18 protein-coding genes are annotated in these 23,959 nt (G+C 70.4%); 10 read left to right on the top strand and 8 right to left on the bottom strand.

Annotated elements, in window-relative coordinates; genetic code table 11:
* Positions 1-207: 207 nt before the first annotated feature.
* The 4 genes from SK571_RS04510 to SK571_RS04495 are packed head-to-tail and all read right to left on the bottom strand — an operon-like array spanning position 208 to position 4,030.
* Positions 208-816, bottom strand: coding sequence for a GTP-binding protein (locus SK571_RS04510; protein WP_319982748.1), 609 nt, complete (start codon positions 814-816; stop codon positions 208-210).
* Positions 797-1,174 carry a DUF742 domain-containing protein gene (locus tag SK571_RS04505; RefSeq protein WP_319982747.1) on the bottom strand — a complete coding sequence of 126 codons (378 nt, stop codon included), beginning with the start codon at positions 1,172-1,174 and terminating at the stop codon, positions 797-799. The genes SK571_RS04510 and SK571_RS04505 overlap by 20 nt, the downstream gene beginning before the upstream one ends.
* Positions 1,171-1,608: a roadblock/LC7 domain-containing protein gene (locus tag SK571_RS04500; protein WP_030475700.1), complete on the bottom strand. Its 438-nt coding sequence runs from the start codon at positions 1,606-1,608 to the stop codon at positions 1,171-1,173. The genes SK571_RS04505 and SK571_RS04500 overlap by 4 nt, the downstream gene beginning before the upstream one ends.
* A 25-nt stretch (positions 1,609-1,633) precedes the next feature.
* A complete protein-coding gene (locus tag SK571_RS04495; protein WP_319982746.1) occupies positions 1,634-4,030 on the bottom strand; it encodes a sensor histidine kinase in 2,397 nt (798 codons plus the stop codon).
* A gap of 1,055 nt (positions 4,031-5,085) precedes the next feature.
* Between SK571_RS04495 and SK571_RS04490 the strand changes: the two genes are divergently transcribed.
* Positions 5,086-5,964 carry an ATP-binding cassette domain-containing protein gene (locus SK571_RS04490; protein ID WP_319982745.1) on the top strand — a complete coding sequence of 293 codons (879 nt, stop codon included), beginning with the start codon at positions 5,086-5,088 and terminating at the stop codon, positions 5,962-5,964.
* Positions 5,961-6,770, top strand: a complete 810-nt coding sequence (locus SK571_RS04485; protein ID WP_319982744.1) for a hypothetical protein — start codon at positions 5,961-5,963, stop codon at positions 6,768-6,770. The genes SK571_RS04490 and SK571_RS04485 overlap by 4 nt, the downstream gene beginning before the upstream one ends.
* 3 nt (positions 6,771-6,773) lie before the next feature.
* Here SK571_RS04485 and SK571_RS04480 read toward each other — a convergent pair whose 3' ends face one another.
* Complete coding sequence (locus tag SK571_RS04480) at positions 6,774-7,421, bottom strand: DUF3558 domain-containing protein (RefSeq protein WP_319982743.1); 648 nt, start codon at positions 7,419-7,421, stop codon at positions 6,774-6,776.
* Positions 7,422-7,871: 450 nt separating this feature from the next.
* Here SK571_RS04480 and SK571_RS04475 point away from each other — a divergent pair, with 450 nt between their 5' ends.
* Genes SK571_RS04475 through SK571_RS04450 form a run of 6 tightly spaced genes read left to right on the top strand, consistent with a single transcriptional unit; the run spans position 7,872 to position 18,734 of the window.
* On the top strand, positions 7,872-9,179 hold the full coding sequence (locus SK571_RS04475; protein WP_319982742.1) for a helix-turn-helix domain-containing protein: 1,308 nt from the start codon (positions 7,872-7,874) through the stop codon (positions 9,177-9,179).
* 36 nt (positions 9,180-9,215) lie between these two features.
* A complete protein-coding gene (locus tag SK571_RS04470; RefSeq protein WP_319982741.1) occupies positions 9,216-10,172 on the top strand; it encodes an AAA family ATPase in 957 nt (318 codons plus the stop codon).
* A complete protein-coding gene (locus SK571_RS04465; protein ID WP_319982740.1) occupies positions 10,169-11,338 on the top strand; it encodes a DUF58 domain-containing protein in 1,170 nt (389 codons plus the stop codon). Before SK571_RS04470 ends, SK571_RS04465 begins: the two co-directional genes overlap by 4 nt.
* Positions 11,335-13,557, top strand: coding sequence for a transglutaminase family protein (locus SK571_RS04460; RefSeq protein WP_319982739.1), 2,223 nt, complete (start codon positions 11,335-11,337; stop codon positions 13,555-13,557). The genes SK571_RS04465 and SK571_RS04460 overlap by 4 nt, the downstream gene beginning before the upstream one ends.
* Complete coding sequence (locus tag SK571_RS04455) at positions 13,554-16,142, top strand: PKD domain-containing protein (protein WP_319982738.1); 2,589 nt, start codon at positions 13,554-13,556, stop codon at positions 16,140-16,142. Before SK571_RS04460 ends, SK571_RS04455 begins: the two co-directional genes overlap by 4 nt.
* Before the next feature lie 3 nt (positions 16,143-16,145).
* Entirely contained in the window at positions 16,146-18,734 is a 2,589-nt protein-coding gene (locus SK571_RS04450) for a PKD domain-containing protein (protein ID WP_319982737.1), read from the top strand.
* Between the two features lie 3 nt (positions 18,735-18,737).
* Here SK571_RS04450 and SK571_RS04445 read toward each other — a convergent pair whose 3' ends face one another.
* The 3 genes from SK571_RS04445 to SK571_RS04435 are packed head-to-tail and all read right to left on the bottom strand — an operon-like array spanning position 18,738 to position 21,656.
* Positions 18,738-20,123, bottom strand: a complete 1,386-nt coding sequence (locus SK571_RS04445; RefSeq protein WP_319982736.1) for a toll/interleukin-1 receptor domain-containing protein — start codon at positions 20,121-20,123, stop codon at positions 18,738-18,740.
* Positions 20,124-20,160: 37 nt separating this feature from the next.
* The gene (locus SK571_RS04440) at positions 20,161-21,165 is read right to left on the bottom strand and encodes a hypothetical protein (RefSeq protein ID WP_319982735.1); all 1,005 of its coding nucleotides are present in this window, start codon (positions 21,163-21,165) and stop codon (positions 20,161-20,163) included.
* Entirely contained in the window at positions 21,162-21,656 is a 495-nt protein-coding gene (locus tag SK571_RS04435) for a magnesium transporter CorA family protein (protein ID WP_319982734.1), read from the bottom strand. The genes SK571_RS04440 and SK571_RS04435 overlap by 4 nt, the downstream gene beginning before the upstream one ends.
* A gap of 369 nt (positions 21,657-22,025) precedes the next feature.
* On the opposite strand from SK571_RS04435, the gene SK571_RS04430 reads away from it, so the two are divergent.
* Both SK571_RS04430 and SK571_RS04425 read left to right on the top strand, forming a co-directional pair.
* Positions 22,026-22,268: a hypothetical protein gene (locus tag SK571_RS04430; RefSeq protein ID WP_319982733.1), complete on the top strand. Its 243-nt coding sequence runs from the start codon at positions 22,026-22,028 to the stop codon at positions 22,266-22,268.
* The gene (locus SK571_RS04425) at positions 22,262-23,956 is read left to right on the top strand and encodes an HEXXH motif domain-containing protein (protein WP_319982732.1); all 1,695 of its coding nucleotides are present in this window, start codon (positions 22,262-22,264) and stop codon (positions 23,954-23,956) included. The genes SK571_RS04430 and SK571_RS04425 overlap by 7 nt, the downstream gene beginning before the upstream one ends.
* Positions 23,957-23,959 lie beyond the last annotated feature (3 nt).

Below are 23,959 nucleotides of genomic sequence, written 5' to 3'. Positions count from 1 at the left end.
CCGGACTTACCGGAACGGAACCGAGTCCGACGGACAGCGAACAGGTTGGGTGCAGTAGACGGCGATTCGATCAAGAGTTGGTGGTACTTGCAGACGCCCGTAGCCACCGACGAGAGCCCCGGGGTTTCCCACAAGACTCCGGGCCAGGTGCTTGGAACGTGCTGAAGCCCTTGGCGCACGGCGCCAAGGGCTTCAGGAACAGCTGTGTCAGGCCATCACGTCGAGCCGGTTCATCGCGTGCTCGATCACGCGGACCAGCACCGCCTTGCACGACTCGCGGTCGCGGGCGTCGCACAGCACCAGCGGCACCGTCTCCGCGACGTCGAGCGCCACGCGCATCTCCTCCGCCGTGTAGGAGTGGCTGCCCTGGAAGCAGTTCACCGCCACGACGAACGGGATGCCCCTGCGCTCGAAGAAGTCGATCGCGCCGAAGCCCGCGTCGAGCCTGCGGGTGTCGACCAGGACGACGGCGCCGATCGAGCCGATCGCGAGCTCGTCCCACAGGAACCAGAAGCGGTCCTGGCCCGGGGTGCCGAACAGGTAGAGGACCAGTTCGGGGTTGATCGTGATGCGGCCGAAGTCCAGCGCGACCGTCGTGGTGGTCTTGCCCTCGACGCCGTAGAGGTCGTCGATCTCCTCGCCGGCCTCGGTGAGCAGTTCCTCGGTCCGCAGCGGGGTGATCTCGCTGACCGCGCCGACCATCGTCGTCTTGCCGACGCCGAAACCGCCGGCGATGACGATCTTGACCGACGAGGGCACGAGGAGCTCTTCCCCGCCCTGCCCGGAATCGGGCCGATCAGATTGCACGGACACCATCGAGCACCTTCTGGAGTAGGTTCATGTCGACCGGGGCCACCGTGGTGGCCGGGCCGCTGGTGATGACGTCACCGCGCTGGATGAGGTCGCTCAGGAGCACCTTCACCACGACCAGCGGCGCGTGCAGGTATGCGGCGACCTCGGCGACGGAAAGCGGTTTCCGGCAGAGTTTGATGATCTCCAGGTGCTCCACCGACAGCGCGCTCTGGTCCGTCGTCGTGCGCAGCGCCCGGACCTGGGTCGTCAGGGTCAGGTCCTCGCCCGCGGGCTTGGGCCTGGTGCGGCCCCTCACCATCGCGTACGGGCGGACCATGGGGCCCGCCGCCTCGTCGTACCACCAGTCGGAGGAGTTGCTCATGACAACCCGAGGGGGTTGGGCATCCTGGGCGACGCCAGTGTTCTGGGCGCCGACGAGAGGTACGCGCCGACTCGCTTCACGAGCATGTTCATCTCGTAGGCGATCATGCCCATGTCCGCGTCCTCGTCGCCCACCACCGCGAGACAGGCGCCCTGCCCCGCCGCTGTGACGAACAGGTGCGCGCGCTCCATCTCCACGATGGTCTGGCGTACCTGCCCACCTCCGAAGTGCCGTCCGGTGCCGCGAGCGAGGCTCTGGAACGCCGACGCCATCGCCGAGAGGTGGTCGGAGTCGTCCTTGGAGAGCTCGGGAGAGTGGGCGAGCAGCAGGCCGTCCGCGGAGAGCACCACCGCGTGCCGGGCACCGACCACTCTCGCGACGAGGTCCTCCAGCAGCCAGTTGAGCTCGGGGTGCCCGCCGGTCAGGTCGTCCACGGAAATAGCCCTTTCAGTTTCGTGATCACGGTTCCACGACGTCGTCGGCCTGGCGGGCGCTGCGCGTGCCCTGCTGGAAGGCGGACATTCCGTCGCGGGTGCGTTCCGCCCGTTCCTCGGGGTCGAACTCCGCGAGTTCGGGCATCGGCCGGGGTTCGTCGTTGGCCAGCTGCGGTACGAGGTGCTGCTGACGCCTGCGGCGTGGCAGCTCCGGCCGGGTGTTCTGACGCGTCGTCGCCTCACCTTCCGCCGGGTCGTCGGCCGGCCAGACCCCGGCCGGGCGGTCGTCCCGGGGCAGCTCGATGTGCCCGCTGCTGCTGTCCAGGTCCCTGTCCGGGCCTGGGGTCAGGTCGTTTCCCACTGCCCTCCCGGCCCAGAAGTCGTCCAGGTGGAAGGTCTCGGTGGGCCTCTCGCCCGGCCGGGAGTCGCGCACCAGGTCGCCCTGCATCGGGACCGAGGCCTCCAGGGCCTCCGGCGACCGCGAGGCCTGCTGCAGCGCCTGCTGGCGGAACGTCGGCTTGGGCATCTGCTGGGAGTCCGCCGGGTCGACCGCGCCCGCCTCGCCGACGATCAGCTCGGACGGGATCAGGACCAGCGCGATGGTGCCACCGGACGGGCAGTCGCGCAGCTCGACGTGGATGTGGCGGCGCGCGGCCAGCCGGGCGACGACGAACAGGCCCAGGCGGGACTCGCCGCGCAGCCTCATCGCCTCGAAGTCCGGCGGCGCGGCCAGCATCTTGTTGTGCAGCTCTCGGTCCTCGGGCTTGATGCCGAGGCCGTGGTCCTCGATCTCGATGACGAGACCCTGCGGCACCTCGCTGCTGTGGATCTCGACCTGCGAGCGAGGCGAGGAGAACGACGTCGCGTTGTCGACGAGCTCCGCGATCAGGTGGATGGTGTCCGCGACGGCGGCGCCGACCAGCGCGACCTCGGGCACCGGGTGCACCTTCACGCGGGCGTACTGCTCGGTCTCCGCGACGGCGGCGCGCACGACGTCGAGCATGCGCACGGGCTTGCGCCACTGCCGGCCCGGCTGCTCGCCGGTGAGGATGATCAGGTTCTCGGCGTTGCGGCGGGCGCGGGTGGCGAGGTGGTCGAGCTGGAAGAACGCGTCGAGGTGGTCTGGGTTCTCCTCCTCGCGCTCCAGCTTGTCGAGGATCTTGAGCTGGCGGTGCACCAGGCCCTGGTTGCGGCGCGCGATGTCGAGGAAGACCCGGTTCACGCCTTCACGGGTCTGGCTCTCCTTCACCGCCGCGGCGACGGCGGTGTACTGCGCCGCGTTGAACGCGTCGGCCACCTGCCCGATCTCGTCGTTGCCGTAGTCGAGCGCGGGCACCTCGGCGGCGACGTCGACGTGCTTGCCCTCGCGCAGCCGCTCGACGATGTCCGGCAGGCGTTCGTGCGCGAGCTTCAGGGAGTCGCTCTTCAGGCTGATCAGGCGGACGATCAACGCCTTGTTGACCAGGCGGTTGGAGACGCGCACCGCGACGAAGATGCCGGCGATGACCGCGATCAGGGCGATCAGGCTGCCGATCAGGACGGTGGTGAACTTCTCCTTGCCGTTCGCCATCGCGATGTTGACCGCGCCGGTGGACTGCTCCTGCACCATCGTGGTGAGTTCCTGCGACACCGCGCGGGTGGCGTTCTCGTAGTCCGCCAGCGTGACCTGCTGCCCGATGGGCCGTTCCGCGTTCTGCAGGAGGCGGTTCTCCAGGGTCACCAGCTGCTGGTACGGGGCGCTGCCGGTGAGCTGCTTGAAGTGCTCGCGCACGTTCGGCAGCGACGTGGGCTCGATGACGTTGAGCGTGAAGTGGTACGCGCCGACGAGGCTGACGAACTCGCGGTGCTCCTCCTGCGTGAACCTGCCCGTCACGATCGCGCCCGCGGCGACCGAGCTGGACCGCGACATGGCGTCGGAGGCCTGGAAGTACTGCAGCGCACCGAGTGCGCCCTGCACGGTCTCGGCGTCGGGCACGATGCGGGCCTGCGTGCCGAACAGCGAGCCACCGGCGTCGAGCACGCTGTTGTAGTAGCGGTAGACCTCGTCCTTGGACGTGGCACCGGACTCCAGCCGCTCCCGCTGCTCCGGCAGCTGGTCGAGCAGTCCGTTGAGCTTGTTGATGCCGTCGACGATCTCCTGCGGCGCCTGGGAGGCGAGCTCCGCGAACGCCGACTTCATCTTCTCGACGTCCTTGTCGGTGTCCTGCTGCTGCTTGAGCAACGCCGACGTGCTGGAGCCGGACCGGCTCAGGCTCGTCATGGACAGCTCGCGTTCCTTCTGCAGCGACGCGAACGACTGGACCGCGGGGATCGACGCGTCCCGGGCACCGGAGGCGACCAGCTGGAGGTAGAGGCCCTCGAACACCGTGTAGGACGAGAACAACGCCCACATGGCCAGAAGGACGACGCTGGGAACCACCACGACACCAGTGAGCCGAGAACGAATTGTCTTGTAATTCGTCTCAGGCACGTTCTTCAGCTTCACAACGCTCCACGACCACCCGAATTGGCGACGGAAAGATAACACCACATGATCAACATGACCAACAGCGATGATCTTGAGGGGGTGAGTGCAGAGTACTCAGTCGGATGCGCAACGCAACACCCCCGTTCCGAGGATCGCCCGCGCTCGTTGTGGTGGATGAACGCGCTCTCCCAGGCAGGGCGGGCCGCCGTGACCGAGCGGGTGAAAGGATGCGAGCAGGGCTTTTGCTAACTGAACTGTGGAAACGCGGCGCTAATGACGGCGAACTTGACAGGGGTGCACGGCGTCTTCTACGCGAGAACGGAGCGCGACCAATCGTCGCTATCCGTCACCAGCTCTTATTCGGGAATTCGCATGACGATCACGACGACCGGCGTGATCATCACACGTCATTCCTTCGTGGTGATCAGCGGGCCAGGACTCTCCCGTGTCGCCCAGGACGCGGTGATACCGCTGGTCATCGCCACGACAGCGACAGCTCCGGTCCCGACCACCGCGAGCAGCACCGGGGGAACGCTCGCCAAAATGACCCGATCGAGGCACGGACGGAACCGCCGATGCCCGCCAATGCCGCACCGGCCGCCACGCAGACGAGCACGAGGCCGGTGACCGCCACGGCAGTGGCCTCGGCCACAGTCGCGCGGACGAACCGGCAGCCCGGACACCGCGAACTCGCACCGGCGGTTTCCTGCCTGATTTCTGCCCGCATGCGCCTCCGCCCAATCCGCCACCGGTGCACACCTCGCCGATAGCCGCCCGCTCGATCCGTTCGGCGACGACAACACCGGCGTTTTGTTCCGTTTCGACCTGGTCGACGGACTCGGTCGGCGCGTTCTCCCACACCTGCCGGGCGGAATCCGGCGCGGGACGAAAAAGCTTTCGCCGGCGATCAAGCACGCCGGGAACATCTTCACCGGAACCGGCCCGTGCAACTGCATCGCGACACGGCGAATCAGCCCGCGACGGACAGTGACTACCGCTACGGTGGGTAGGTGCTTGCAGCGTGGGGGCTGACCAAGGCCTATGAGGGTCGTACCGTCGTCGATCAGGTGGGCTTCGAGCTCCAACCGGGCACCGTGACCGCCTTCCTGGGGCCCAACGGCGCCGGCAAGTCGACGACGCTGCGCATGATCACCGGGCTGACCCGGCCCGATCGCGGCCAGGCGACGATCGCGGGGCGCGCGTTCACCGCGTGGCCCAACCCCTCCCACGTCGCGGGCGTGCTGCTCGACGCGGCGGCCGTCCATCCCGGACGGAGCGGCCGCAGCCATCTGCGGATGGCCGCGACGCTGTCCGGCGTGCCCGCCCGCAGGGCCGACGAGGTGCTGGAGATGCTGGGGCTCGCCGACGCCGCCACCCGCAAGATCGGCAAGTACAGCCTCGGCATGCGGCAGCGGCTCGGCATCGCGCACGCGCTGCTCACCGATCCGCCGCTGCTCGTGCTCGACGAGCCCATCAACGGTCTCGACCCCGAGGGCATCCGCGCGGTGCGCAACCTGTTGCGGGGGCACGCTTCCCGGGGCGGCACCGTGCTGCTGTCCAGCCACGTGCTGTCCGAAGTGGACCAGACGGCCGACCGCGTGCTGGTGATCGGCGGCGGGCGCATCGTGGCGGACGGGCCGCTGGCGAGCCTGACCACGTCCTCCCGCTCGCTGGTGCGCGCCAAGGACATGAACCGCCTGGCCGAGTCGCTGCAGCGGGGTGGCGTCGCCATCCAGCCGGCGCCGGACGGCTTCATCGCCGCGCACGCGCCGGTCGAGAAGATCTCCGACGTCACCTTCGCCGCGGGAATCCCGTTGCTGGGGCTGCGCGAGGAGCAGATGAGCCTGGAAGACCTGTTCTTCCGCCTGACCAGTGGAGGTAGGTCATGACCGTCGGGCATCCGGCCGCGTGGCAACAGCACCAGGCGGCGCCTCCCGCCGCACCCGGCCCGTGGGCCGCCCGTGCCGCCCGGTCGTCGTCGTTCTGGCGGCTGGTGGCGGTGGAGGCGCGCAAGCTCGTCGGCACGCGGTCGGACAAGATCGTGATGGCCTGCGCGCCGGTGTTCCTGGTCGGGCTGATGGCGCTGTTCACGTTGCCGCAGACGAACCTCGCGAGCGCGGGCAGGCAGCTGCAGCCGATGCTCATGGTGATCCAGCTCGGCCTGCTGCTGGTCTTCGCGACCGTGATCAAGCTCGTCGCCGGCGAGTGGCAGTACAAGAGCGTGCAGCCCACGCTCCTCGTGCAGCCCTCGCGCCTGCGCTACCTGCTGGCGCAGGGCACGGTGCTCGCCGGCGTGTGGCTGGCGTGCTCGATGTTCACGTTCGTCCTGTACCCGTTGCTGATCAAGACCGCGGCGCAGGGCCTCAACCACAACTACCTGCTCGGCTCACGGCCTGGCTGGGTGCTCGGCGTGACGATGCTGGCCACCGCGCAGGTGCTGCTCACGGCGTTGATCGTCTCGCTGCTCATCCCGAACACGGGCGGCTCGCTGACGGTGTTCTTCGTCGTCGTGCCGCTGCTGGCGGTGGCCCGCCTGGCGCTGCCGGAGGTCTTCGGGCTGGTCTACCCGCTCGAGGCGGCCTGGCACATGGCCGGTGACGGTGCGGGATGGCCGCAGACGATCTCGTCGCTGGTGATCTGGCTGACGCTGCTGGCCGTCTCGCTCGTGGTGCTCAGCCGGCGCGACGCGGGCTGAGGCTCAGCCCGCCCGGCTGCCGCCGTTCTCGTCGATCAGCGGCAGCAGCTTCTCCGCCGCTTCCCTGGCCCTGGGGCAGAACTCGCGCAGGGCGCGGTCGATCGGCTGGTCGACGTCCTGGGCCGACAGGGCGATGCTCTCGTCGAAGTCCATCGAGGCCGTGACCTCGAACGGCTGCTCGGAGCCGGTGTCGACGGTGACCGTGCAGCTGTCGTTGACCGAACCGGCGATCTTGGTGATGGCGTAGTAGCGGTCCAGCAGGATCGACCGCTGGAAGTAGCCGCCCCCGCCGAGGTCGCCGTTCCAGGCGTCGGAGAAGTACTGGGCCTTCGACTTGCGGTTCGACATCGGGCTGAACAGGTGGATCGAGAGGTTCCCCCACGGCTCCCGCGCGTTGCAGCCGCCACCCATGCCGTCGGCGGGCTTCGACTCCAGTCCGAGCACCGACTGGAGGTCACGCGGAAGCGTGCCGCACTTGTTGTCGAACACCTCGGGCCGTGACTTCACGAAGTCCAGGTTGTCGTAGTTGACCGCCTGCGGGTCCAGCCGCGGTCCCGGCGAGGCCACCGGCGGTTCGGGCGGCGCGGTGCAGGCCGTGAGGGCCGCGATGCAGGCCAGTAGTGCGGTGTAACGGATCGTGCGCGTGCCCATGCCGTTAGTTCAGCACATCCGTGATCTTCCGGCGCCGATTCGGCGCAGTTGACCAGGTGCACGACCGGGTGACGCGTGGTCAGGAGGGCGCGCCCGTCCAGTCCCTGTTCACTCTTCTGTTCCCCTTCTGCACGTTTGTCTGTGGCGGCAGGACTGAGCCCCCAGCCCCGGCCTGCCGCCACACCCCCCAGAAACCGGACGGCGTCTTGCGGTGCCGTCCGGAATCAGCATGTCCCGCAACGGCTTCGCGGGGCAGGGGTCTCCCGTCTCCCGATCACGCGGGCGACGGGAGACGCCTGGGATTCGGCGGGACGGCGGATCAGACTCGGAGACAGCCAGGCGTCCGCTGACGTCGGCGCTCCGGGGGGACTGGGCCTGCGACCAGCGGCTCAGTAGTCTGCAACGGTCGATTCACCGGCCGCCGGGGGCGGCGGTCGAGGGCGGGGACGAATGGCTGAGCAGTCGGATGTCTTTGGGGTGGAGCTGCGGCGCCTGCGCACCGCGGCGGGCCTGTCGCTGGCGGCGCTGGCGCAGCAGGTCCACTACAGCAAGGGCTATCTGGGCAAGATCGAGACTGGCTTCAAGCAACCAGGTGTTGATCTGGCCCGGCGCTGCGACGCGGTTCTCGGAGCCGGTGGACGTCTGGCAGCCCTGGTGGACCAGCCCGCCCCCGCGAGCCCGCTCGCAGCCGTCGCGGCCGACGGCGACGGCGACGGCGAAGTGTGGGTGATGAGCATGGCTCCGGACGGCTCGAGCTGGATGGTTCCGATGCCTCGGCGTGACGCGATCGCGACGGGCGCCGCCTCGTTGCTCGGGCTGACGCTGGGGACTCCCCGCGCCGCCTCCGCGAGCGCGGCCCACGACGGCACGCTGGCGGCGTTCCGCTCGTTGTTCACCGAGGTCAGGAAGCTGGGGCAGACGACGAGCCCGAGCGTGGTGCTGCCGATGGTGACGGTGCACACCCACACGTTGCGCGGCATGGCCAACGGCGCACCCGCGCCCGTGCGCGAACAGCTGCTGGGGCTCGCCGCCCGCTACAGCGAGTACGCCGGGTGGATGGCCCAGGAGGCCGGCGACGACAGGGCCGCGATGTGGTGGACCCGCAACGCCGTCGAGATGGGCGCCGCGGCCGGCGACACCGAGATGGCCACGTACTCGCTGATCAGGCAGGCGTTGATCACGCTCTACCGCGACGACGCCGCCGGCACCGTCGACCTGGCCCAGCAGGCGCAGGCCGCACCGGGCACCTCCCCCCGCGTCCAGGGGCTCGCCGCGTTGCGCGAGGCCCAGGGCCACGCGCTGGCCTGCGACTACGACAACTGCCGGCGGGCGCTCGACCGTGCCGCCGCCCTGCTCGCCAGGGCGGACACCGCCGACGGCATGGTCATGGGCTCGGCCTCGGTCAGCGGCGCCGACCTGATCAGCCTCGTCGAGGCCTGGTGCCTGCACGACCTCGGCCAGTCCCGCGAGGCGGCGGACGTCTTCGACCGGCAGCTGTCCCTGGTGCCGGACAGCGCCCACCGCACCCACGCGCGCTTCGGTGCCCGCCGTGCCCTCGCCTACGCCTCCGCCGGCGACATCGACCACGCGAGCGCGTTGACCGCGAAGGTCCTCGACGCCGCCGACCTGGTCGACTCGGCCACCGTGCGCCAGGACCTCAAACAGCTGGCCCGCCTCCTGGGCCGCGAGCGCAAGCAGGCCTCGGTCAGCGAGGTCTACCCCCGCCTGAACGCGGCTTTGCGCAGTCAGCTCCACTGACGATTCACCGAACACCAGCACGATGGGGGCGTCGAAGTGTCCGATGCGGCGATTTTCCAGCGCAGGTTCGAGGCGCTGGCCGCGAACGTCGAGGACTTCATCCGCGGCAAGCCCGAGGTGGTCAGGCTGGCACTCGTGTGCCTGCTCGCCGAGGGACACCTGCTGATCGAGGACGTACCGGGCGTGGCGAAGACCTCGCTCGCCAAGGCGATCGCGCGGTCGATCGCGGGCGCGGAGGTGAAGCGGATCCAGTTCACCCCCGACCTGCTCCCGTCCGACGTGACCGGTGTGCAGGTGTACGACCAGGGCCGCTCGCGCTTCGAGTTCCGCCAGGGCCCCGTCTTCACCCACATCCTGCTGGGCGACGAGATCAACCGGGCCTCCCCCAAGACCCAGTCGGCGCTGCTGGAGGTCATGGCCGAGGGCCAGGTGACCGTCGACGGCCGCCCGATCCCGGTGCCCTACCCGTTCCTGTGCATCGCCACCCAGAACCCGGTGGAGCACCAGGGCACCTACGCCCTGCCGGAAGCGCAGCTGGACAGGTTCATGATGCGCATCAGCATCGGCTACCCCGAGAACCTGGCCGACGAGGTCAGCATCCTGTCCTACGGCGTCACCCGCCGCCGCCCGGACGAGCTCAAGTCCGTGATGGAGCTGGACGACCTGCGCCTGATGATCCGCGCCGTCCGCGAGCAACGCGTGGCCGACGACCTCCGCGAGTACGTGGCCCGCCTGGTCCGCGCCACCCGCGTCCACCCGGACGTCGAGCTGGGAGTGAGCCCGCGCGGCGGCATCGCCATGATCACCGCGGCACAGGCCTACGCGCTGGCCGCGGGCCGTCCGTACGTGACGGCGGACGACGTGAAGGCGGTGGCGGTGCCGGTGCTGAACCACCGCCTGCTCCTCACCCCGGAAGCCCGCATCCAGCAACGCACGACCGAATCGGTGCTCCGGGACGTCCTGGCGACCGCACCGGTGCCGGCGGGCCGATGAGCGCCGCTTCCCGGCTCAGCAGAACCGGGCTGACCTCGACCGGTGCCTGGATGGCGGTCGCCGCCGTGTGCCTGGTCGCCGCCGGCACGTGGGCCGACTACCCGGAACTGGTGACGCTCGGCCTGGCCGCGGCGGGCGCCCTGCTGGTCGCTGTCTTCTGGCTGCTGGCAACGCCCAAGCTGACGACCGTGCGGGAAGTCCGGCCGAGGCGTGTGTTCGAGGGCAGCGCCGCCCAGGGCACGCTGACCGTGACGAACGTGGGCAGGCGTGGAAGCCCGCCGCTGGTGATCACTGAGACGCTCGGGGCAGACCGCACGACCGTCACCGTGCCCGCGCTGGCCGCAGGCCACGGGTGCACGGTCAGCTACCCGCTTCCGGTCGGGCGGCGCGGACGCTACGTCATCCCACCTGTGCGGCTCGGGCACTCCGACCCGATGCGGCTGCTGCAGCGCGGCCGCGCGGCCGGGGGTGAACTCGTCGTGCACGTCTACCCGCGCGTGCACCTGCTGGCCATGAACACGCTCGGCGGAACGCAGGACGCCGAAGGCCACACGACCAGCAACGCTCCGCTGGGCGGGGCGGCGTTCCACAGCCTGCGGGAGTACGTGCCCGGAGACGACTGGCGGCGCATCCACTGGGGCGCGACGGCCAGGACCGGCACCGTCATGGCGCGCCACGTGGTGGTGCCCGACGAGCCGCGCCAGCTGATCGTGCTGGACACCAGCTCCGCGCCGTACACCGGGACGCTCTTCGAGGACGCGGTCCGCGTCGCCGCGTCGTTCTGCGTCGCCGCCGAGGTATCGAGCCTGCCGCTGCACCTGCGCACCACCGGCGGGGCCGAGCGGGAGTCGAGCGGTACCGCGCTGGAGCTCCTGTCCGCCGTGCAGCGGGACAGCGCCGATCGAGGGCTCGCCGCGCTGTCCGACCTGGTGCGAGACGTGGTCGCCGACACCCAGGGCGTCGCCCTCGTCGTCGTCACCGGTCGCACGGACGCCGAGGCGGCCCAGCTGCTGATGTCGTTGCGTCCCCGGTTCCTCTCGGTCAGCCTGGCCCAGCTCGTCTCGCCGGACACCGCGGTGCCGGCCAGGCCGCGTGGAGTGCTCGCGGTCGCCGCGGCGAGCAGCGAGCAGTTCGCCACGAACTGGAACCGGCTGGTGCTGCGATGAACCGGCGGAGGTTCACGCCGGGCAGCACGGCCGAGGTGGCACTCGCGGTGCTGTCCTGCGCGGCGGCAGTGCTCGTGTACCAGGGTTTCTTCGCCACCAACGGCTACCTCCCGGCACTCATGAGCGCGTGCCTGACAGGCGCGGTGACGGCCGTGGCAGGCCACCGGCGCACGTGGACCACGGTGGCGCTGGGGGCCGTGGGTCTGGCCCTGGTCATGGTCTACGGCGTGTTCGGCGGCGCCGCCTCCGCCATCTTCGGTGGGCTGCGCGGCAGCTGGAACCGCCTGCTGACGGTGACCGCACCCGCCGACACGTGGCCCGAACTGCTGGCGGCGCCGGCGCTGGTGACGTGGGCCGGCGCTTTCTCGTCGGTCCTGCTCGTCCTGTGGACGCGACACCCACTGGCACCGCTCGCACCGTCGCTGGCAGCCTTTCTGTTCTCTCTGCTCGTCGTCGGCGACCAGACAGGCGGACACCCGGCCGCCACCGCGATCTTCCTGCTCGCCGCCCTGCTCCTGATCGCGGTCCGCACCCACCGCGGCAGCGCGGCGGGTGCCGGGCGCCCGTCCGGCAGGCCTGTCGTCGCGCTCGCCCTCGTGGCCGCGATGGTCGCCGCGAGCGCGTTGTTCGGTGTTGCGGGCGGCCGAACGCTGCCACTGGCGTCCGGCGATCACCGCTTCGACCTGCGGGACGTGCTCGCCCCGCCGGTGCTGAACACCGACACGCTCACCCCGCTGGCGGAACTGAAGAAACAGCTCAACGAGAACCCGACCCGCCCGTTGTTCACCGTGCGGACGGACCCCGCGACCGCCGCAAGGCTCGACAGGATCCGCACGGCCGCGCTGGACACGTTCGACGGCACCACATGGACCGCGAACGACACCTATCGCGTGGCGGGGAGCCGCCTCGCCGTCGACCCCGAACTGGTGCGCCGCAAGCAACTCAAGGTGCGCGTCGAACTGCAGGAGCTCACCGGCCCGTACCTGCCGGTGATCGGCTGGCCGTCCTCCCTGGACGCGCGCGGCGAGACCGGGGGCCGATTCGGGTTCGACCCCGATTCGGGCGTGCTCGTGAGGACAGGTCCCACCTCCCCGGGGTTCGGCTACGACCTCACCGCCGAGACCTATCTGCACGACAGCGACCTGGCCAAAGCGACCCCGGTGCGGACCGGCTCGCCATTACTTCCCGACGGCATGCCGGAAGCCCTGCGCACGCTGGCATCGGAGGTGACGAAAGAGCTCCCGTCAACGCGTCCTCGCGACCGGCTCAGCTACCTGGAGGCCGGTCTGCGGGTCATGCCCTACCGAATGGACCGGCCGCCGGGGCATTCCTACGCGGCACTAGCGCGCGTGGTGGCGTCGGGGAAGGCTGGCGGTGGGTACGCCGAGCAGTACGCCGCCGTGTTCGCGGTGATCGCCAGGATGTGGGGCTTCCCCGCCAGAGTCGCGGTCGGGTACCGCCTGGCCAAACCTCAGGACGGCGTCTTCCACGTCACCACGGCCGACGCCCACGCGTGGCCCGAGGTGCATTTCGCGGGGTACGGCTGGATCGGCTACGACCCCACCGGGACAGGCCAGATGAACGAGCCGCGCGAGACTCGGGTGGAGCCGCCTCGCGTGGTCCCACCGCAGCCGGCCCCGCCGTCCACAGCGCCGGAGCTCGCACCGCCAGCGGAGACGCAGGCGGCCGGCGCACCTGACGAGTGGGCATTCCGCTGGAGCGACGTCCTCAACGGCACGTTCATGGTGGTGCCGTCGACGGTCCTGCTCCTGTTGACCGCGGGTGGACTCGTGGTGCTCGGCAAGGCCCTTCGGCGCAAACGGCGGCGCGGCGATCCCGACCACGCGGCACGGGTTCTCGGCGCCTGGCACGAACAGCTCGACCGGCTGACCGAACGCGGAATCTCGCCGCCGGTCTCGCTCACGTTCCACGAGGTGGCCCAGCACGTGCGAGGCAGCCTCGGCGACGTGGCGAACCCGATCACCGCGACTGCGGAGCTGGCGACCGCGGCGATCTACGCACCGGAGCACGTCGACCGGCAGAAAGCCGACCAGGCCTGGGCGCAGGTCGGGCGGCTGAACGCCGGGCTCTACCCGGCACGCGTCTCGGCCGCACGCGTTCGCGCGGCGGTGAACCCGGTTCCGCTGTGGTCGTCGTGGGCCGCTGCACGACGCAGGAGGCTAGCGGCGGAAAGCCTGGAAACGGGGCGATACCGATGAAACCGACACACGCGCGAGTCGCGCTCGCCACCGCGGCCGTGCTCGCGGGCGCCGCTTTGGTGGTGGGGCCCGGCTATGAGACCTCCCAGGCGCGGATGTACTCCGGCGCTGTCTGGCTGGCGTCCGGCGGGGTCGGCCAGGCAACGCTGGTGGACGGCGCCTCCGCCGAAGTGAAGGCACAGGTCGTGGTCGGCGAACCGAGCACGGCGCTGCACGTGACCCAGCAGGGCGGCGCAGCACTGGTGCTGAACGAGGCGACCGGAGCGCTGCGCCGCGTCGACAGTGCCACCGAACAGGCCTCGGCACCGGTGTCGGTCCTGCCCGCGAGCGACAGCCTGGTCGTGCTGCCCTCGCCGGACGCGCCGCGGGTGGCCGACGTCCACAGTGGAATGATCGCCTCGGTCGATCCCGTGACGCTGGCGCGGACCGGCGAACCCGAGCACCTGGCCGGGAGGCTCAGGCCGAACAGCGGGGTCGTCGACGGCGACGGCCGGGTGTGGGCGATCGACGACACGACCGGCGACGTGGTCTGGCTGAATGAGGGAAAGCGGCGCGTCCGTGCCGCGGCGACCAAGAACGGCCGTCTCGTGGTCACGCGTGGACTGCCCGCGCTGGTGGATCCAGAGCACGGCACGGCTCAGCTGCTCCACCCGGAGACCGGCGGTGTCAGCCGATCCCTGCGACTGGACCTCAGTCCTGACGACGAGGTGGTCGTCAGCGGCTCCGCCGGCCAGGCCGGGGTGCTGATCGCGGTTCCCTCGCGCGGTGTGCTGATCGCGTGCAGCTTCGACGCCGGTTCCTGTGCCGCTCCGGTGCGGGTCGCCGCGGCGGGCGCCGAGATCGGGACGCCGGTCGAAGCCTCCGACCACGCGGTGGTGCCCGACCACTCCACCGGGCAGGCGACGATCGTGGACCTGGGCAAGTCGCGAGTGGTGGCCCAGCGCCGTCTGTTCGAGCAGCCAGGGCCGTACGAGCTGATCGCCCGCGACGGCATCGTCTTCTTCAACGACCCGGAGAGCAGCAAGGCCGGCGTGCTCGACCTGTGGGGCGGGGTGCGGACGATCACCAAGTACGTCGAGGACCCCGTCACGCCCGAGCTCCCGTCGGTTCCCGACGAGCCCCGGCGGTCGGAGCAGGTGAAGACCGGCCGCCAGAAGCCGGACGCCGGCCTGGGGCTGCCCGGCCACACCGGTGAGTCCGACCGGACGCCTCAAGGCCTCACGGCGTCCATCCTGGTGAAGCCCGGCAACCGCGGTGTGGTCGGTGACGAGTTCGAGCTGACCATGGTGCTCCAGCCTCCCGTCAGCGCCACCACCCGGTGGTCATTCGACGAGGGAGCCGACACTTCCGGCACGTCGGTCCGGCAAACCTGGGCGAATCCGGGCACCTTCGCCGTCCGCGCTACCGCCACCCTCGGCTCGGGAAAGCAGGCCGTGGCGGAGACCACGGTGATCGTGGACCCGCCGGACGCCCCGCCCGCGATCACCGCGATCGACGTCAAGCGGCCGAAGCCGGTGATCGGCGAGTCGGTGCGCTTCAGCGCGAACACCACCCGGGACCCGGACAGGTGGGAGTGGACGGTCACCAGGCCGGGGCGGCAGATGCCCGAGATCACCGCGCGAACCGCCGAGTTCGGCCACGCGTTCACCACGGCTGGCCACTACGTCGTGACGCTCACCATCACCAAGGGATCCCGGACCGCGCAGTCGTCGCGGCAGTTCACCGTGGGACGAGGCGCCGTCAAAGCCTGGGGCGGCGAGAACTTTTACCACGAGCTGGACGTGCCAGCGGAGGCCTCGAGCGGCGTGATCGCGGTCGAGGCGGGGCAGCAGCACGCACTGGCGCTGAAAGCGGACGGCCGCGTGATCGCCTGGGGCGACAACGAACACGGGCAGCTGAACGTACCGCCGCAGGCTTTGAGCGGCGTGATCGCGATCTCTTCACGGCAACACCACAGTCTGGCGTTGAAAGCCGACGGCTCCGTCGTCGCCTGGGGTGAGAACGCTTGGAAGGAGACAGAGGTACCGGAAGAGGCCCAGCGCGACGTGATCGCGATCGCCGCGGGAGCCAATCACAGCATGGCGTTGAGGTCGGACGGCTCCGTGGTGGCCTGGGGCTCCGACCACGAGGGACAGGTGGCGGTGCCAGAGGCGGCGTTGACCGGCGTGATCGCCATCACCGCCGGCCATCACACGAGTGTGGCGTGGAAGGTCGACGGCTCCATTGTCGTCTGGGGCAGCGAATTACCTTGGTCACCGGTGCCGCTGCCAGGCCAGATCCCCGGCCTGCGCTCGATCGCCGTGGGCTACAACGTCGGCCTGGCACTGCGCCCGGACGGCTCGCTCTTCAGCTGGGGCTACGTGAAATCCCACGTGTACCGGTTGCCGGACGAGGTGAAGAGCGGCGTCGTCGCGGTCGACTTCGCCCACGAACACGCCGTGGCGATGAAGACGGACGGCACCCTGTTCGTGTGGGGGCTGGTCGGAGAGGACGTGTTCATGGTGCCGTCCGCCTACAACCGCGGTGTGCTGTCCTTCTCGGCGGGCTCGATGTTCACCCTGGTTCTGCTGGAAGAGATCGACTGACCGATGCGAATGCTGACCCGACGTACCCGGCTGCGGGCCGCGCTCGCCGCCGTCGCCGCCGCCGCGGCCGTTCTGGTGGTGGGTCCGGGCTATCACCAGGCAGAGGTGCGCATGCACTCGAGCGCGGTGTGGCTCGCGTCCGGCCAGACCGGCGAGGTGACGCTGGTGGACGGCGCCGCCGCCGAGGTGATGACCCACGTGCCCGTCGCCGCCCCCGGCACGGCGCTGACCGTCACCCAGCGGGGTGGCTCGGCCGTGGTGCTCGACCGGAAGACCGGCCGGTTGAGCGGTGTCGACGGCGCCACTGAACGGGTCACGCCGACGCAGGCGGTCCTTCCCGCGAGCGAGGGACTGGTCGTCCTTCCCTCCGAGGACGCGCTGTGGGTGGTCGACGTCCACAGTGGAATGACGACTGCGGTCGACCCCGCGACGCTGGCGCCGCGAGGCGAACCCCTGCGGCTGGCGGAGTCGATCAGGCCCGGTAACGTCGCCGTCGACGATCGCGGCCGGGTGTGGGCGATCGACGACACGACCGGCGAGCTGGTCTGGCTGAGCGAGGACCGGCGGCGTACCCGTACCGCGACGAAGACCGGGCGCCTGACGACCACCGGTGGCCGGGTGGCGCTGGTGGATCCCGCTCGCGGCACGGCGGAGCTGCTCGACCCGATGACCGGTGCGGTCACGAGATCGGTGCGGCTCGGCACGCCCGCCGACGACACGGTGGTGATCGGAGGGTCCGCTGACGGGGACCGGCTGCTCGTCGCGATGGGCAGCCGGGGCGAACTGGTCTCGTGCACGTTCGGCGAAGGCTGCGCCGCGCCCGTGAAGGTCGGTGCCGCGGGTGCCGACCTCGGCAGCCCGATCGCGATCGGCGACCACGCGGTGGTGCCGGACCGGTCCACCGGGCAGGCGACGATCGTCGACCTCTCCCGCACCAGAGTGGTCGCCCGGCGCCAGCTGTTCGACCAGCCGGTCAGGTTCGAGCTGATCGCTCGCGGCGACGTCGTCTTCTTCAACGACCCCGACGGCAACACCGCCGGGGTGCTGGACCTGCGCGGTGACGTCCGCACAGTCACCAAGCACACCGGGGACTCCGCCGACGGCGAGGTCCGGCCGTCACCCGACCAGCACGGGCAGGCCGGTCAGGTGACGGAGGTCGATCACCACGAGGATGAGGGCCGCCTGGGACTCCCCGGCCGGAACGACCGGGCCACACCGCAGACGCCGGGGCCACCGCCCCCGGCGTCCATCCTGGTCAGTCCGCGCCCCCACGGTGTGGTCGGCGACGAGTTCGAGCTGACGCTGGTCCTGCCGCACGCCACCGCCAGGTCGACCAGCTGGTCGTTCGGAGACGGCTCCCCGGCGGGGTCGGGCACCACCATCCGTCACCGCTGGCAGCGGCCCGGCACCTTTCCGGTCCGCGCCACCGCGGCCTTCGAGAACGGGCGCACGGCTCAGTCGGAGATCACGGTGACCATCACCGGGCCAGGGGCACCGCCGGGCATCGCCGGGATCACCGTCCAGCGGCCTCGTCCGGTGATCGGCGAGCCGGTGCACTTCAGTGCGGACACCACCGAGCAGCCGGACAGCTGGCGGTGGACCGCGACGAGGATCGGCGCGGTCACAGCCGAGACGACCGCCAGCACCGCCGAGTTCGACCACAGGTTCACCACGCCGGGCAGGTACACCGTCACTCTCACGATCACGAAGGGAACTCGGACGTCGCAGTCCTCCCGGCAGTTCGCCGTCGCCCTGGGCGCGGTGAAGGGCTGGGGCGACATGAACAACGACGCCCTGCAGATCCCTCCGGAGGCGTCCAGCGGTGTGATCGCGATCGAAGCCGGTCACAACCACGTCGTGGCGTTGAAGTCGGACGGATCCGTCATCGCCTGGAGCAGCCAGCTCTACGACGAGATCACGGTGCCCGCCGAGGCGTCCAGCGGCGTGGTCGCGATCTCCGTCGGCAGCTCCAACAACCTGGCGTTGAAGGTGGACGGCACCATCGTCGAGTGGGGCGACCCTCCCTGGTCGGAGCTGAAAGTCATCCCCGAAGAGGCCAAGCGCGGTGTGGTGGCGATCTCCGCCGGGTCGTCCCACAACCTCGTGCTGAAGGCAGACGGCTCGGTCATCACGTGGGGCCACGGCTCTGACCCGGTGCCACGCGAAGCCCAGAGCGGGGTCATCGCGATCTCGGCGGGGCATCAGCTCAGCATGGCGTTGAAAGCGGACGGCACCGTGGTCACCTGGGGGACGCGCCCCTGCAACTGGCAGCCGGTGCACGACGCGGTCACCATCGCCGCCGGGGAGTGGACCTGCCTCGCCGTGCTGCAGAACGGTTCGGTCGTCGCGACCAGCGCGCTGGGCTCACCTTTCGTCCGGCCGAACCCGATGCCGGCGACAGCGCAGAGCGGTGTCGTCGCGGTCAGCACCTACTGGGACACCTATCTCGGGCTCAAGGCGGACGGGTCCGCGTTCGGCTGGGGAGGCAATACCGACGGTCAGGCGACGATTCCGCCCGAATGCAGCCGTGGTGTTTTGGCCGTGACCTCAGGCCAGAACTTCAGCCTGGCCGTGCTGGACGGTCTCAGCTGATCATCAGTGGTAACGGGCACGGGTGGCCTGGCGCAGCTCACGCCAGGCCGCCGCGACCTGTGCGGGGTCGCCGTCGAACGCCCCGGCGCGCAGCAGCGCCGAGTCGGCGTCCAACCGCGCGGCGTTGCGCTGGTAGATGACCGAGTCGTCGTGGTCGAGGCGCACGGCGAACTCCCCCAGCGACGAGAAGGGCGCGTCGTGCAGCTCCAGCAGGCTGCGCAGGAACTCGTAGTCCGCGAACGCCCAGTCGAACGCGGCACCGTCGACGACGTTGAAGAACACGCGGCTGAGCACCTGCCTCAGTTGCACACTCAGCGCCTGATGAGGAGGCGTACCGCCCCATGCGGGAAGCGCTGCCGCGTGCCGAGGGTCGACCACGTTGCGCAGCGCCAGCTCACGCAGCACCGGTGTCGACCGGCCGTCGGCGGTGGTGGCCGAGGTCCGGCACAGCAGACGATGCAGGAGCTCCTCCCGGCCCGCCGCCACGGCGGCCACACCGATGACGCAGGTCAGCAGCAACGCCGGGTAGGACGAGGCGTTGACCCACACGTCCTGCGCGCCGCGGTGCCGCGGCGCTGGGCGCAGGAAGCGTTCGACCAGGGCGGTCCACAGCTCGTCGTGCCGCCGGTCGCCGGAGCGCACGCCGATGGCCACCAGGCGCAGCAGCGGCGCCATGTCGTGCTCGTAGGCGGTGAGCCGCTTCTCCAGCGCGGAGGGAAGCTCGCTGTCGTCCAGGTGGCCGGAGGTGGGGTACCGCGACTCCGTCAGCAGTTCGAGCACCGCCGATGCCGCTGCCTGGACGCGCTCGTGCACCGACAGTCCGAGCGGCTCGGACAGGGCCTGGCGGAACTCGGTGATCGGGCTGCGCAGCTCGCCCTCGGCCGGGCGGCCGGGACGCGGAGTGGAGGACGAGCGTGGTGCGACGAGTTCCGGCACCAGTTCGACCAGCTCGTCGACCAGGCGGGGCAGGTCCAGGTCGTCGCTGCGGTGGTGGATGCGCAGGTACTGGCAGCGGGCGACGCGCTGGAGAACGTCGGGCAGGTCGGCCTCGCGCAGCGGGTCGATGCCGTCCATCAGGACCGGGATGACGCGCAGGCCGCAGTCGAAGGCCTCGAGGATCTCGCGGCGCACCCAGTCGTCGGGCTTGTCGAGGCGGCGGACGCCCTCGCGGTCCACGGCGTTCACCCAGCGGGGGCCGATGAGGGCCAGGAGGACCTCGCACCGGCGCAGGCCGCTCAGGATCTCGCGGGAGAAGTCCTCGCCGAGGCGGATCGACTGGCTCGCGTAGAAGACCTGGCCGGCTCCGAAGCGCGCGCTCAACTCCCGCTTGACCAGGGCAGCCGCCCATTCACCGTCACCGGTGCGGTAGTTGACGAACACGCCAGGCATCGCCCTAACCCTCTCACGTGAGGCCGTGACGAGGAGATTACTGACCTCCTCCAAAGCGATTTGCCACCCGGCGCTCTTCGCGGGCCTGTTCGACGCGTTCCTCCAGTGCCTCGAACCACTCGCGGCCCTGCCGGCCGCAGTGGTCGCGGATCTCGTGCTTGAGGTCGGAGGTGTTGGCGTTCAACGTGCGCACCATGCCCAGTCCCTCGTCCACGTGCGTCCGCAGCTCGCCCTGGGAGCGGGCCAGGTGGGCCGCGGCGGCCCTCATCTCGGCGCGGGCGCGACTGCTCACGGTCAACTGGTAAGGCGCGCGCCGGGCGTGGCGGACCAGGCTCGCCATCGTGCGCAACGAGGTCTGCGCGGAGTGGTAGGCGATGTGCGCGGTGTCGGCGCACTGGTAGGACTCGCGGTGGAACACGCGCAGCGAGTGGAACTCGACGTCGGGCCGCTCCGACCGTTGGAGCTTCTCCGTTCGTTGGAGCTTCTCCACGCGTGCCCGCACCTGCTGGGCCTGGCGGCGCACCTGGTCGTTCTGGGCGCGCACGCGCCGCAGCGCCTGGTCGGCCTCGGCGGCCGCCGCGCGCACCTCCTCGACGGTGACCCTGCGGGCGCGACGGTCCCAGAGCCTCATGGCGACCAGGACGGCGAGGCCGATCAGCGCGGTGCTGCCGAAGAGCGATGTGCCGTCGTCGATGACGTGGTCACCGAGGAGGGAGGGTTCCTTCCGCAGGAACACGAAGGCGTTCGTGGCGGCGAGCAGCACCAGGCCGCGCAGCAGGAACCCGGACCAGCGGCGCACCGGTGGCGAGCCGCGCAGCCGCCCGCGGCGGCTCAGCACGAACCGGACCGCCAGCGCGGCCAGCGGCACCGACACGGCCGAGCCCCAGAGCCATTCCTGCAGGTACACCGCGTGCTCGGGCCGGCCGTCGACGACGATGCGCGCCGCGATCGCCGGTGACACCAGCACGACCGCCAGCGGCATCGCGAAGAACAGGGCGAGGAACGCGAACGCGCAGCCACAGCCCCGCCGGTTGCCGCTCACCGGGTGCGGCGCGGCTTGCGGCGGGCGGGTGCGAGGGCGACCGCGCCGGATCCGTTGAGCACCTTGTCGATGACGTCCGCGACGCCGCCGGTGAGTTCGGAGTGGTGCTGCACGAGCATGGTGGTGAAGTGCTGCGTCAGGTCGATGTAGGCACGGCGTTCCGCCAGTTCCAGTCCGGGCCTGACGGTCGCGCGCTGCATGTTGACCATGCACTCCCGCAGCGCCGCAGCGCTCTTTCCCGCCCTGCCGAGCTCCTTCTGCATGCCGCGCAGCGTGGCGGTGGACTCCCGGCGGCGCTGGTCCAGCACCGCCAGCCTGATCTCCCTGTCGTCCACGGCCTTCGCCTCGTGCACCCGGCGGATCTCGGTAGTCAGCGCGTACGTCTCGGCGACGCAGCGGCCGGCGGCACCGAGCGGTGTCAGTTGCTCGGCGACACGGGACAGGGCGTCGGTGAAGCCGACGTCCCTGCCTTCGAAGGTGACCAAACCCATGGAACTCTCATCCCCCCGCCCACGCGGAGCGTTACATCCCGAACGACCTCGGTCAAGGCTCAACTCTGGACGACGGCACTCGGCCGCCGGGAAAGCACCTGGCACACAACGGGTTCCGCCGACAGGACACCACGATATTCCGCTGTGACGGGAATCCGTGTCCATGAATTGTCCACTTTGGCCTCCTACAAGGATTTCCGCTGGTCATGAGATCCTGGGGTGACCGAACATCACCCATGGTGCCGAAATTCCCCGTGGTGGCGCAGATGGAGCAGCACCCATGTACGCGAAAGGATCTCCCATACACCAGGTCGATTGGGCATGATGCAAGTGACATCGGTGTCACGGTCGGTAGTCGGGAGGGAACCCGTGGAAGAGGCTCCAGAGGTGAACTGCGCACTCGTCGACCTGACAGGCATTTCTCTCGATGAACTCAGGCACACGACCGACGAGTCGGTGGCCGCGTCGGTCCGCGCGATGCTGCTCGACGTCGCTGATCCGGGAGCCCGGGCGGCGCGGATGAGCGACTCGGGCGGACAGAACGACTGCAGCGGTGCCCAGGTGCCCGAGCGGTGGGACGAGCGGAAGCTGGTACCGCTGATCACGTGCTGACCTCTCATCGGCTGCCGCCTCGGTTCGTCGACCAACTCGCCTGGGGCGGTGGTGATGACGCGGTCCTGACGGTGCTGGACGACGGCCAGTTCAGCGCCCGGCTGGTCGCTCTGCGCGCTCTGCTGGACGAGGTCGCCGGCCGGTCACTTCTGCTCGGGGTCGACGAAGCGTGGGACCTGCTCGTCGAGGCGCAGCGGAAGTCCCCCGGCCTCGTGCGCGAAACCCTGTTGCTGCCCCAGGTGGGCGTGTGGCTCACCGACGTGTTGCGAAGACTGCACGGGACCGCCGAGTCGGCGGGACCGCTGTGGGCGAACGTCGGCCACCTGAGGTGCGTGGCCGTGGTCGCGGCTCATCTGAGCGATCTCGACTTCTCCTTGGACGTCCCGGTGAGCCGGGGCGTGATCTCGCTGCCCTCGCTGGGCGTCGCGACCTTCCCGGAGGTGCGCACGTGGGCGGTGGCACGAGCGGAACGCCGGGCGGGCGTGCTGTGCCTGTCCTTCGGGGACCACACGATTCGCGTACCTGACGACGACGGCTGGCTGCCCGTGCGCCGGATCGGCGCCGGTGGCTTCACTCCCCTGCTGGACGACGTCGAACCGCACCGCGACTACCGCGCCACAGCCGGACCTCGCCGGTTGACCGGTGTCGAGGTCGCGCTCTGGGAACAAGGGCTCCAGGAGGCGTGGTCGTTGCTGCGCACCGAACACGCGGAGGCGCTCAGCGCGCTGGTGAGCACCGTGGTGCCGGTGCCACCGAGGGACGGCGGCATTCCCTACAGCGGCTCGTCCGCGGACGCGTACGGGGCGGTGCTGATGTCGCCTCCACCTGACCCTTCGGCATTCGCCGAGACGCTCACACACGAGGTGCAGCACACGAAACTCGCCGCGCTCGCGACCATGGAACCACTGTGCCCCGTGGGCGGCAGCGCGTACTGCTACGCGCCGTGGCGCGACGATCCGCGGCCGGTGAGCGGGCTTTTCCAAGGGGTGTACGCCTTTCTCGGCGTGACCGACTTCTGGCGGACTCATCGGGAGACGGCCCCGTCCGAGCGCGCCGACTTCGAGTTCGCCTACTGGTGCCGCCAGACCGCGCACGCGGCCCGGTTTCTGCGTGACTGCGACGAACTGACCGCGGCCGGGCGCCGTTTCGCCACGATCATGGCGGCGCGACTGGCGCTGTGGAGCCGGATCCGTGTCGGCGGCACCGCCGATCACGCGGCACGGCTCGCCGCACAGGACCACCGCGCCACGTGGCTGGCTCGCCACCTGACACCGGAGCCCGCCGCCGTCGAGAGGCTCGCGGAGGACTGGCTGGCCGGGCGGCCCCGCGGAGCACTGCCGGTCCCGGTGTTGACGCCCCGGCCGGCGTCACCGTTGCCGCGCATGGAACTGCGTCGACTCCAGCTGCGAGCACCGTCCGGCTTCGCGAGCGACGCCTTCACCGGTGTGACGGCAGCCGACCTCCGCCACCTGGCGGGCGAGCAGGAGGCCGCCGCGCACCTTTACGCCGCCGACATCGCCGCGCGCCCGGACGACGTGTCCGCGTGGATCGGTCTCGGCCTCGCCGATCCGTCGTCGCGGGCCCTGCTGCGCGTACCCGCCGTGGTCATGGCGGTGCACGCCGAGATCCTCCACCGGACCGGTGAGTTCCCCGACCCACGCGTGCTCGCCACGTGGGTCGGGAGGTGATCG

The organism is Lentzea kristufekii (assembly GCF_033949925.1).
In the GTDB taxonomy this organism is placed as follows: Bacteria; Actinomycetota; Actinomycetes; order Mycobacteriales; family Pseudonocardiaceae; genus Lentzea; species Lentzea kristufekii.
The sequence above is the reverse complement of the archived record's forward strand: the minus strand, read 5'-3'. Positions and strand labels throughout refer to the sequence as shown.

Coding starts and splice junctions, on each gene's coding strand:
- SK571_RS04510 (WP_319982748.1), bottom strand. CDS start 816: ATGGTGTCCGTGCAATCTGATCGGCCCGATTCCGGGCAGGGCGGGGAA.
- SK571_RS04505 (WP_319982747.1), bottom strand. CDS start 1,174: ATGAGCAACTCCTCCGACTGGTGGTACGACGAGGCGGCGGGCCCCATG.
- SK571_RS04485 (WP_319982744.1), top strand. CDS start 5,961: ATGACCGTCGGGCATCCGGCCGCGTGGCAACAGCACCAGGCGGCGCCT.
- SK571_RS04480 (WP_319982743.1), bottom strand. CDS start 7,421: ATGGGCACGCGCACGATCCGTTACACCGCACTACTGGCCTGCATCGCG.
- SK571_RS04475 (WP_319982742.1), top strand. CDS start 7,872: ATGGCTGAGCAGTCGGATGTCTTTGGGGTGGAGCTGCGGCGCCTGCGC.
- SK571_RS04465 (WP_319982740.1), top strand. CDS start 10,169: ATGAGCGCCGCTTCCCGGCTCAGCAGAACCGGGCTGACCTCGACCGGT.
- SK571_RS04460 (WP_319982739.1), top strand. CDS start 11,335: ATGAACCGGCGGAGGTTCACGCCGGGCAGCACGGCCGAGGTGGCACTC.
- SK571_RS04455 (WP_319982738.1), top strand. CDS start 13,554: ATGAAACCGACACACGCGCGAGTCGCGCTCGCCACCGCGGCCGTGCTC.
- SK571_RS04450 (WP_319982737.1), top strand. CDS start 16,146: ATGCGAATGCTGACCCGACGTACCCGGCTGCGGGCCGCGCTCGCCGCC.
- SK571_RS04445 (WP_319982736.1), bottom strand. CDS start 20,123: ATGCCTGGCGTGTTCGTCAACTACCGCACCGGTGACGGTGAATGGGCG.
- SK571_RS04435 (WP_319982734.1), bottom strand. CDS start 21,656: ATGGGTTTGGTCACCTTCGAAGGCAGGGACGTCGGCTTCACCGACGCC.